The sequence below is a fragment of the Heyndrickxia coagulans DSM 1 = ATCC 7050 genome, assembly GCF_000290615.1.
GTDB lineage: Bacteria > Bacillota > Bacilli > Bacillales > Bacillaceae_C > Weizmannia > Weizmannia coagulans.
In genome coordinates this window covers 1-10,555 of record NZ_ALAS01000180.1, presented here as the reverse complement: position 1 = coordinate 10,555, position 10,555 = coordinate 1, and the positions used below count along the sequence as shown (strand labels likewise).

Sequence of the window (10,555 nt, the reverse complement as noted above, 5' to 3'; positions counted from 1 at the left end):
AATTTTGTTGTATTGAAAAGTCTCTGGTTTGTGTTAGAATAGAAATAGTCATGAAATCACTCCCTGGATATTTGGTCGTACTTATATCTTGACAAAGGAGTGGCTTTCATGGCTCTTTTTTTTCAAAAAAAAATCATCTTTTTCCGTTTTACAATATTTACCACAGGAATGAGTAGCTTAATCTATTGAAACCCGCCCAAAACCGACCAAAGTGTAAAAATTTAGACACTTATAATAAATAAATTTACCCCATTAAAATCAAAAAAAACTCACAATTTCTTTTTACATTTGTCATAATGTTCCTACAAACGTCTTTTTTCTTTAGTGGAATAAATCAACGACCTTTAATTGTCTGACTGCTTACAGTTTCAGGGGATATAGCATTTTGGCAAGGTCTCTAATCATGGGTTATCTGGTCTTTCAATACTTGTTGCATTTAATATTGCAATTTAAGAAAAAAATATTTATATGAGGAAAGTATGTTTTTACGGAAATCCTGTACCTGTGCCATGTGAAGCGCTTAACAAACACCGGGGCCGTTTGCACAGAACGGGGAACGCGGGGATACCCTTTTTTGAACACAATGTGAATTTTTTTAATGGACGTGAGATTTTTTATGAACATCAAGGATTTACAATACTATAAAAAGCTGTATCAGGAAAAGCGATATACAAAAGTGGCCAATTTTTTCCATGTCAGCCAGCCGGCAATTACCGCTGCTATCCAGCGGCTTGAAAAAGAGCTTGGTACGCAGCTGATCATCAGGGACCAGTCCCATCACGAGATACGTTTTACAGAAAGCGGCCGGCAATTTGAAAGGCATGCCACCCAGATGCTGAAAGAACTGGATATTGCCCGGAAGGAAATCCAGGCATTAAAAATGGAAAAGGTCTCCATTGGCTTGCCGCCGATTATAGGGAACTATTATTTCCCGGCCATTTCCTCCATGCTCGCCAAAGAGAATCTGCTGCAGAATATGAATGTGTACGAGGATGGTTCACAATCGCTGTTTCACAAACTGCTAACGGGGAAAATGGATATGGCCTTGCTGGGCGCAATCCATCCGATAGAAGACGAGCACGTAACGAGCCATTTGCTTGCCCGCAAAAAATTTAAAATTATTGTCAGCCCGCAACATTCGCTTGCTACGAGAAAATCCGTGGCTTTTCAAGAACTGAAAGACGAACCGTTCATTCAGCTGAGCGACCATTTTATTCACCCATTGGCTTTTGAAGGGCTCTCAAAAAAGACCCGGACCCATCCGCCGGTTATTTACCGGACAAATGATATTCAAATCATTAAAGGCATGGTTGTGATTGCTGAAAATGTCGGCATCAGCTTTTTTACAGAAATTGCCGTCCCGGAATACGCCCCTGTCATAGCATTGTCGCTCGCTGACCCCGGCCAGCCGGAATTCCTCATTTCCCTTGCCTACCGGTCCAATCACATTTTAACGCCTTTACAGCAAAAGTTGGTGGACGTGCTGACGAAGCAGGAGCAGCGAATAAACGGTTCCTGATCAATCTTTTTATACGGATTTCATATGCGGCTGCCGCCCATGCCAGAAACACAGCCTGGAGAAAAACATCATTTTTCCGATTGCCCATTTTCTGCCAAAAAAGTTGGCTCGCAAGCCTTGCCGCCGGACTTTATTTTGGATGCCGGTGCCGCGCCCGTTCCGGCATGGGCGTCTATGTAAAGAAACATTTTCAACCCCAAAAAGGATACGAAACCAATCGTATCCTTTTTTTATAATATGCCCGACTCTTTTCTTATGACTGGCGAACCGATTGTGTTTCCGGGCGGGCAGCGAATGCTTCATTTGGATGGAACTCTTTTTCCCATTTGGAAACAACAATACTGGCAAGGCAGTGGCCCGGTGTATTGCAAGCCGTGCGTGCCATATCCAGCACCCGGTCAATCCCGGCAATAATAGCCACACCTTCAGCAGGCAGTCCGACGGCTGTTGCCGTAGCCAGAAGCACAACGAGGGAACCCATTGGAACAGCTGCAATGCCTTTTGAAGTCGCGATCAAAACCGCCATGACAATCAGCTGCTGTTCAAGGCTCATCGGTATACCGAATGCCTGGGCAATAAAAATAGAAGCAACTGACAGGTACAATGTGGAGCCGTCGCAATTTAACGATAGCCCGGCAGGAATAACGAACGAGACAACACGTTTGGAACATCCGAATTTTTCCATCCGCTCCATAAGCTGCGGAAGGACTGTTTCTGTGCTTGTCGTTGAAAAAGTGATCAGAAATAAGTCCCAAACCATCCGAAATACTTTAAAATAAGGAATTTTGAACATCCAGGCAATCAGCGGGAACAGGCCGAATATGACGATGGCCAGTCCAAGATAGACAACCCCGATCAGTTTGGCCATCGGAATGAAAAGACTGATGCCAAACTGGCCGACGGAAGACGCCATCAGGGCAAAAACACCGATCGGCGCGGTAACCATGACCATCTGTGTCAATTTAAACATCACCTTCGAAGCCGATTCCATAAATTTCAATGCCGGCTCGGCTGCTTTCCCGATTGCACCGGCTGCCACCCCGAATAGAATGGCAAAGAAAATAACAGCCAGTAAATTATTTTGGTCCATTGCATTCACAATATTGTTTGGAATGATGTTGACAATCATCGTTTTAAAATCAACCACTGTGGACGCGTTTGCTTTTACTTGTGAAATATCTGTTTTGGCCAGATGCGATAGATCCACTCCAACACCGGGTTTTAAGAGATTCACAAGCAGCAGGCCGATGCCCAAAATAAGCGTCGTAACCAGCTCAAACCAAATGAGCGTCTTCAGCCCCAACGAACCCATCTTTTTCATATTCCCGTTTCCGCCGGAAGCCCCCACGACAATTGTTGTAAACACAATCGGAATGACAATCATTTTGATCAGGTGAATAAACATATCCCCGACCGGCCTCAACTTCGTCCCGAAATCAGGGAAAATTGCCCCTATTATGGCCCCTAAAATCAAGCCAATCATAACTTGAAAAGCAAAAAATTTTTTCATCTGATGCCCTCCCTCCAATGATAAATGAATCGTACGCAAAATACGGAAACTGCCAATTTTCACTCCTTTGCCATCCCAATTAAGTGCGAATTGAAAATCTTCACAATCTATTATACCTGACATTTAGGCGTCTTTAAACTACTACTCCGCCTTCCTAAACCGGTTCAGTGATCATGACAGGGCAAGGTAGTTCTCCATTGTATGTGAAGCATATTTGGAAATGATCAGTTTTACCTTGATCATATAGGGGCTGCTTTCAGGGGGAAATCGGGCCTTTTCATCATGCCGACCAGCCAAGCAAATTGTTCAACAGTTGCAGGATAAAGTGAGAAATGAAGCCAACCCGCTTCTCAATAAAATACAGGTTGTCGTTCATGTACTCTGAACCCGTTGCCAAGTTGGTCAACCAAGCATCTGTATTCGGAAAATCCCGCATCCGCAGCGCGACCAGCCTTGCTAAAGATGCGCCGCGAAAAATGATGAAGAAGATAACGGATGATATAGTTTATAAAGAAATCTTCCATCCTATGATTCATCCGAACAAGCTAGATTATACACCGGCAAAAGTGGAGAGATGGGCAACCATCTCTCCACTTTTGCCTTTGATTAAAATGATCTTTCCATTCCCCGCTTTGTTGTTAAATCAATGATCCGCTGGTTTCTGCTCCCGCGGAATGATAAGGTTAAATCCCGCTCTGCCAATAGGAACGGGCCATCAACGAGCACATCACAATATCGCAGCAATTCCCGTTTACAGGGATCATCGGAAGCGATTAATTGTTCAAATGTATAGCCTGAGTAAACCCAAATGTTTTTCCCCAGTGCTTTTAATCGTTTTGCCACTTCGCACACTTCTTGCGCTTGAAAAAAGGGTTCTCCGCCGGAAAAGGTTACATCTGTTAATGGATTGCCGGCCACTTCTGCAACGACATCTTCAACCGGCATCTCTGTCCCATTATGGATATTCCAACTCCGCGGATTATGGCATCCCTTGCAAAAGTGCGGACAGCCTGCAAAAAAGATCACGGTTCGCAAACCTTCACCGTCAACAACCGAATCGTGGATGATATTCATGACCCTCATTGATGTTTCACCCTTTCGCTCTCTTCTGCACGTTTGGCTGAATTCCACCTTTTCATATCGCCAACCAGGTAACCGGTTATTCGTCTAATGCGCCCAATCCTACCTTCATCGGCATTATGGCAAACCGGGCACTCATTATCAATGATTCCCGAATAACCGCAGACGCCGCACTGGTCGACGGGATGATTGATGGCACCATAGCCAATATCATATTGCGCCATGGCTTTTACCAATCGATCCAAAGCACGGACATTTTTTGAAACATCCCCATCACACTCAATATAAGTGATGTGGCCGCCATTACATAATTTATGAAAAGAACCTTCAATTTTTATTTTATCAATCGCCTTGATTTGATAATAAACCGGAATATGGAATGAGTTCGTATAATAGGACCGGTCCGTCACCCCGGGAATTTTTCCAAACTCTTTTTGGTCATTTCGCGTAAACTTCCCTGATAACCCTTCTGCCGGCGTTGCAATTAAGGAAAAGTTTAAATCATAAGTCTCACTTGCTTTGTCCACTTTCTCCCGCATATGCTGAATGATACGATACCCTAATTGATAAGAATCATTAGACTCCCCATGATGTTTGCCTGTCAGTGCAACCAGTGCTTCAGCCAGCCCAATAAAACCAACACTTAATGTGCCATGTTTTAATACTTCTCCTACTTCATCATCCGGGTTTAAATTTTCGCTATCCTGCCAAATATTTTCCCCGTACAAAAAAGGAAAATGTTTCGCCTGCTTTTTTGCCTGAAAATGAAACCGTTCTAACAATTGTTGAATGGCAAGGTGAAGATAACGATCTAGTATGTTAAAAAATTCACATTCATTTTTAGCAATCAGCGCTATTTTTACAAGATTAATAGAAGTAAAGGACAAATTCCCGCGGCGGATACTATTTTCTTTTCCATGGCGGTTTGCCATCACACGGGTGCGGCAGCCCATATACGCAATTTCTGATTCCGGCGTGCCGTCATAATAGGGACGATTAAACGTGGAATCTATAAAGCTAAAGTTCGGAAATAAACGTTTTGCCGTCGTTTCAAGTGCTAATTGGTATAAGTCATAATTTGGTTCCCCGGGTTCAAAATTGATCCCTTTTTTCATTTTAAAAATTTGAATGGGAAAAATCGGTGTCTCCCCTTTCCCGAGCCCGGCTTTCGTTGCCAACAACATATTTTTTACGAGCAATCGCCCGGCTTTGGACGTATCGGTACCGTAATTAATAGATACAAACGGGACCTGCCCTCCCCCGCGGGAATGCATCGAATTGCAATTATGGATAAAAGCTTCACATGCCTGGTACGCATCCCGGTCGGTTTCTTCCCAGGCTAATGCCTCAAGCTCTTCGTCTGTATAGCTGGTGGCATAGGTTTTCAAACGTTTTCTATTTTTATGGAAGGTTTTCTCTATGTAAGGAGCAAGATCATAATCAAACATCGGAAAACTTTGCCCGCCATGCTGCATATTTTGATTGGCTTGGAAAATAATCGCTGCTAAAGCCATCGCGCTGCCAATGTCTTTCGGTTCACGCATATACCCATGTCCGGTATTAAATCCGCCCTTTAATACCCCGCCCAGCGGAATCTGGCAACATGTGGTCGTACCCGTTACCATAAAATCAAGGTCATGGGGGTAAATAAAATTGTCATCAATCGCCTTTACGACCTCTTTGCTAAGCAACATTTGCTTTGCATAACTTTTGCTGACTTCAGAAGAGATTTTTGACATTTGCCCCATTGGTGAAGAGCCATCCATATTTGCATTTTCTTGCATTAAATCATGATTATGGGAAAACACAATCTCATTTAAGGCATGCAGGGGAAAACCGCCACTGGTTTCTTGTTCATTTTTTGTCATCATTTTACTGGTTCTCCTTTCTAACGCACCGGTTTTGGGCATGAAAAAATAGGTGGCACATCATGCATTTTCAATGAAAAAAGGCTGCGGCGTAGCGGCTTAAAATTTCCGCAACATCCTTGCCCGACCAACCCGTTCAATCGCGGAATAAACGGCGGCCAAAACGGCAAAAATTCCGCCCTCCGAAACATCAAGTTATGGCAGGCCTGGCTTGTGCTTCTGGCCCTTCTGATGGGCAATACAGCCGAACAGTTTTGTAGGCAGCCCGGATTTAAACTGGATTCCCTTTCAGACAGATCTGCCACCCTCACCCAAAATACTATATTTAGTATTGATTTCTGAGACAACTAACTACATATAGTATCCTACCATAGTGTGTTTTGGATTTCAATACGAAAGGGGGAGCGTCTCCGGAAAACGATTCGGGCCTTTCTTTTTCCCTTTTACGCTGGAAACCGGGAAACCGTAATGTTTTTCAACAAGACGATAGCCCCGTGGGGAATCATGTGTTGCCTTATGGAGGCAAATCGGTACCTGGGGAATCGCGTGATGCCTTTCCTTACTATCCTGGAAAATTGCACAGGCTGATTTTCATTCTTCTGCTGGTGCCGCGTTCACTGGGCATGAGAATCTACTTTGAAAAACACGGGCCTTCCCGAAAAACCCCGCAATGCCTTACATTTCCTCAAAAAAATGCCGCATTTCCCGGCGGCATCCCATTTTATCACGATTGCGTTTGCAGGCGTTCAGCTTCCTGGATACCTTGATTGATCTTGAGATAGATCTGGTCCGCTTTTGCGAAGTCCAGTGCCTCATCATAGTACATTTCCAGTTTATCGTTCAGCACTTTTGCCTCGTGCAGCCAGGCGGTCCCTTCTTTCATTTTGTCTTTGTACCGCTTATGGGCAGCTTGAATTTCGTTTGCGTATTTTTCATCCGTACCCGGCGTCACCGCAGCCGCGTACATATCTATCACTTCGTCCCCATTTCGCTCAGGGAAATATTCGTGCGGATCGGTGCTGTCAAAAATGCAAAACCCGAGTTCCCTGACGATGACCATATCAAGGCTGTTTGGATCAAATCCGCAATGGTAAATCTCAGTCGTGAATCCTTTTTCTGACGCTTTGGCCGCAATTTTTTTCAGCATTGTGGATTTGCCGGTTCCGGCCCGCCCCTTTATAAAATAGCGTTTCGATAGCCCCTCCGTCAGATTTGGGATAAAGTCAACTGCTCCGTTTGGTGTGGCTGCCCCGAGAAAACGGTGGTATACCGTTGCGCTCTCGCCCCCGGTTTTCCCGCCAAATAGCTTTTCAATCAGCTGCTGTGTCACCTGGCCTGCCTTTTCAAAATCCATTTCTTTTAAGTAAATGGCCTCCAAGTCATCATGATGGCGCAAACTTTCCGCAAACGATTTGTACGCAGATTGATAGGCTTCCTGTATACGGCGATTCAGCTGTAATACCTCTTTTTCATATTTGGCGTCCAATGCGTCCTCCAGGATCATAACCGATCCATTTGCTTTCGGTTCAATCGCATACGGCGCATTCCCATCCACCACTCCTGTTTTTAATCCTGGAATCATCAGGCCATCCAGCGAATCAGGGGCAGACGGGCAATGAATCAGTTCAAGATCATAACCTTTTTTCTTCCACGCTTCCGCCAGTTTTTCCATGATGTATGATTTCCCTGTCCTGCCATTTAAAATAAACACGCGATCCAAACCCTGCAAACTTGAATCCAAATAATGCGCAAACCCTTTCCCGGTATTGCCGCCTGCAAAATAATGCAACACTTTTCTAGCCATATCCCGCCACTCCTCTGTTTGGATAATTAACGGTTTTCCACATTAGCCTATGCGCCCCGCAAAAAGGTTGTGATTTCCTCTTGCAAAGAAAAGAGGCCGGCCCGGAATCAGCCCGGGCCGGCCTCTTCTTAAAAGGTTTATTTCTCCCCGCTCAATTTAACCAAAATTTTCGCCTGGGATTTGTCTTTTGTCAAAGCTTCGAAGCCTTTTTCAACGATTTCTTCCAATTGGATATGGCTGGTAACGACGTCTTGCGGTTTCAATTGGCCGGATGCAATCAGGTTAATCGTTTGTTGGAATGTTTTCTTCGTGTAAACAATCGATGCTGTAACGCTAACACCTGTATTCGTTAACTGCATCGGGTTCCATTCTATCGGGCGTGCAAAGATAGAAATGACATCGACAATCCCGCGTGCTTTCGTTGCATCAAGTGCTTGTTTGAAAGTCGGAGCAACGCCGGCCACTTCAAAGGATACATCTACGCCGCCCGGAACAAGATCACGGATGGTTTGGACGGCATCTTTTTCCCCGGAGTTAATAATGTCGGTCGCGCCTGCTTTTTTCGCCAGGTCCAGACGAGGTTGCGACAAATCTGCCACGACAATCCGGCTTGCACCTGCCGCACGTGCTGCAACAATGGTCAATAATCCGATCGGGCCTGCACCAAAAATCGCAACCGTATCGCCAAATCTTAAACCACTATCTTTCACAGCCTGTACAGCAACCGCGCTAGGCTCAACTAATGCAGCTTCCTCCAAAGACAAGGAATCCGGCACGCGGTAAATATTATTTTCGTGAAAATATGATACGCCCTCTACTGTTTCGCTAGCACCAAAAGCCGCGCGATATTCTCGCATGTTCTCTCAATATTGGTAGCACCCGTTTGCAAAGCGTCTTCAAGCGCCATCGGGCGGGGCAGGATGCCAAAGATCGCATCAATGCCTTTTTCATATAAAACATCAATTTGTTCCCCGACATAACCGGCAACGGCAATTACGGGTTTCCCATGTTTTTTTGCTGCCCGGGCCACGCCATAAGGGGCCTTCCCGAACTGCGTCTGGAAATCGATGCTGCCTTCTCCGGTCAAAACGATATCAGCATCTTTTACTTTTTGCTCCAATCCGGTGTATTCCACGACAAGCTCGATGCCGCTTTTTAACACGGCATCCGTGAACACCATCAGACCGGCACCGAGGCCGCCTGCAGCCCCTGCCCCCGGGACCTCAGCAACATCTTTGCCAAGCTGTTCTTTGATGATGGCGGCATAATGCGAAAGGTTGGTATCCAAGAGCGCAACCATTTCTTTCGTCGCGCCTTTTTGCGGCCCGAATACATGAGAAGCGCCGTTTTCCCCGCATAAAGGATTGGTAACATCCGATGCGACAAAAATTTGCACCTCTTTCAAGCGCGGATCAAGGCCGGCCAAATCAATTTCCGCTAAATCCCCGAGTGCACCGCCGCCAAAAGGAAGCATCCCGCCCCTTTCATCTAAAAATTTTGCGCCGAGCGCCTGTGCCATCCCGGCACCCCCGTCGTTTGTGGCACTGCCGCCAATGCCGATCAGAATCTGTTTTACTTTTTTGTCCAGACAGGCTTTAATCAGTTCTCCGGTACCATAGGTTGTGGTAACCAACGGATTTTTCGTTTCTTTTGTGACCAAATGGATGCCGCTTGCAGATGCCATTTCAATTACTGCCGTTTCCCCGTCTCCGAGAATCCCGTAACAGGCTGTGACCGGATGTCCGAGCGGCCCTGTGACGGTTTGCTGGTAAATCGTTCCGCCTGTTGCATCCACCAGCGATTGAACCGTTCCTTCCCCGCCGTCCGCCATTGGAACCTGAATGCAAACAGCATCCGGGATCGCTTTTTTAATCCCTGCTTCCATTGCGGCACATACCTCTTTTGCCGTCATGCTCTCTTTAAACGAATCCGGCGCTAATAAAAAGACTGGATTTTTCATCATTTCACCCCAGTGAACTACCCACCACTTATTGACCTTGCGGTCTAATTGAAGTGGGGGCTTCTCGACTTATTGTTGCTTTTACTAGCCAACGAAAACTGACCGAGCTAACCCTCTTGTTCCAAGAGTTTTGTTACTTATGATAACGCGAATAAGCGTAATCCCTCATTTTTGATATTGATTGCTGAATTGTGATCGCGATCTAATACAAAGCCGCAAGAACATTTATATACACGTTCAGATAATGGCATTTCTTTTTCCTTGCCGCAACATGAACACTTCTTAGTGGAGGGAAACCACTTATCAATTTTCACAAGTTGTTTCCCTTGTTCTTTTAGCTTATACGCTAAGAAAGTAGTGAACATCCCCCAGCCGTTATCATGAACGCTTTTCCCAAAGTGAAGGGCTTGAGACATCCCTTTCATATTCACGTCCTCAATCACGACAGCATCAAAGTTAGAAGCTAATTCTTTTGACTTATGATGAAGAAAATTCATGCGTTGGTTCGCCACTTTCTCATGTAATTTAGCCACTACTAGTCGTTGCTTGTTCCAACGTGCAGAACCTTTCTTTCTTCGAGAAAGAATTCGTTGTGCTTTTGCTAATTTATCTAAGGCTTGCCGATAGTAACGTGGGTAATTGGCTTTTGGATTTAAGTCAATATTTTGGACACCAATAAGTGAAATTTAATTTTGATCTCATGCCATATTTTTCATGACATCGTTGGTCGCTTGACATGGAGCCTCTGCGGGCGTGGTGTTATGCGAAGGGCGAAAGGGGCAATGATTTCTTTCGCATGGCAAACAAGCCTACC

7 protein-coding genes and 2 pseudogenes are annotated in these 10,555 nt (G+C 45.2%); 2 read left to right on the top strand and 7 right to left on the bottom strand.

Annotation, left to right across the window (positions count from 1 at the left end; translation table 11 throughout):
• Positions 1-616 precede the first annotated feature (616 nt).
• Positions 617-1,519, top strand: a complete 903-nt coding sequence (locus IC21_RS08955; protein ID WP_029142952.1) for a LysR substrate-binding domain-containing protein — start codon at positions 617-619, stop codon at positions 1,517-1,519.
• 253 nt (positions 1,520-1,772) lie between these two features.
• Here the strand turns inward: IC21_RS08955 and IC21_RS08950 are convergent, their stop codons facing one another.
• A complete protein-coding gene (locus tag IC21_RS08950) occupies positions 1,773-3,029 on the bottom strand; it encodes a dicarboxylate/amino acid:cation symporter (RefSeq protein ID WP_029142951.1) in 1,257 nt (418 codons plus the stop codon).
• A gap of 332 nt (positions 3,030-3,361) precedes the next feature.
• On the opposite strand from IC21_RS08950, the gene IC21_RS16710 reads away from it, so the two are divergent.
• Entirely contained in the window at positions 3,362-3,679 is a 318-nt protein-coding gene (locus IC21_RS16710) for a hypothetical protein (protein WP_042512423.1), read from the top strand.
• On the opposite strand, the gene nrdG is transcribed toward IC21_RS16710, so the two are convergent.
• The 6 genes and pseudogenes from nrdG to IC21_RS08920 form a co-directional block, all read right to left on the bottom strand.
• On the bottom strand, positions 3,636-4,112 hold the full coding sequence (gene nrdG, locus IC21_RS08945) for an anaerobic ribonucleoside-triphosphate reductase activating protein (protein ID WP_014097059.1): 477 nt from the start codon (positions 4,110-4,112) through the stop codon (positions 3,636-3,638). The two genes, IC21_RS16710 and nrdG, sit on opposite strands and share 44 nt — an antisense overlap.
• Entirely contained in the window at positions 4,109-5,980 is a 1,872-nt protein-coding gene (locus IC21_RS08940) for an anaerobic ribonucleoside triphosphate reductase (RefSeq protein WP_029142950.1), read from the bottom strand. The genes nrdG and IC21_RS08940 overlap by 4 nt, the downstream gene beginning before the upstream one ends.
• Positions 5,981-6,701: 721 nt before the next feature.
• Entirely contained in the window at positions 6,702-7,781 is a 1,080-nt protein-coding gene (locus IC21_RS08935) for a PRK06851 family protein (protein ID WP_029142949.1), read from the bottom strand.
• A 137-nt stretch (positions 7,782-7,918) separates the two neighbouring features.
• Positions 7,919-8,575, bottom strand: a pseudogene (locus IC21_RS08930) (zinc-binding dehydrogenase); the annotation flags it as partial.
• Positions 8,576-8,595: 20 nt separating this feature from the next.
• Complete coding sequence (locus IC21_RS08925; RefSeq protein WP_029142948.1) at positions 8,596-9,741, bottom strand: glycerate kinase family protein; 1,146 nt, start codon at positions 9,739-9,741, stop codon at positions 8,596-8,598.
• Positions 9,742-9,878: 137 nt separating this feature from the next.
• Positions 9,879-10,388, bottom strand: a pseudogene (locus IC21_RS08920) (RNA-guided endonuclease InsQ/TnpB family protein); the annotation flags it as partial.
• Positions 10,389-10,555: the final 167 nt, after the last annotated feature.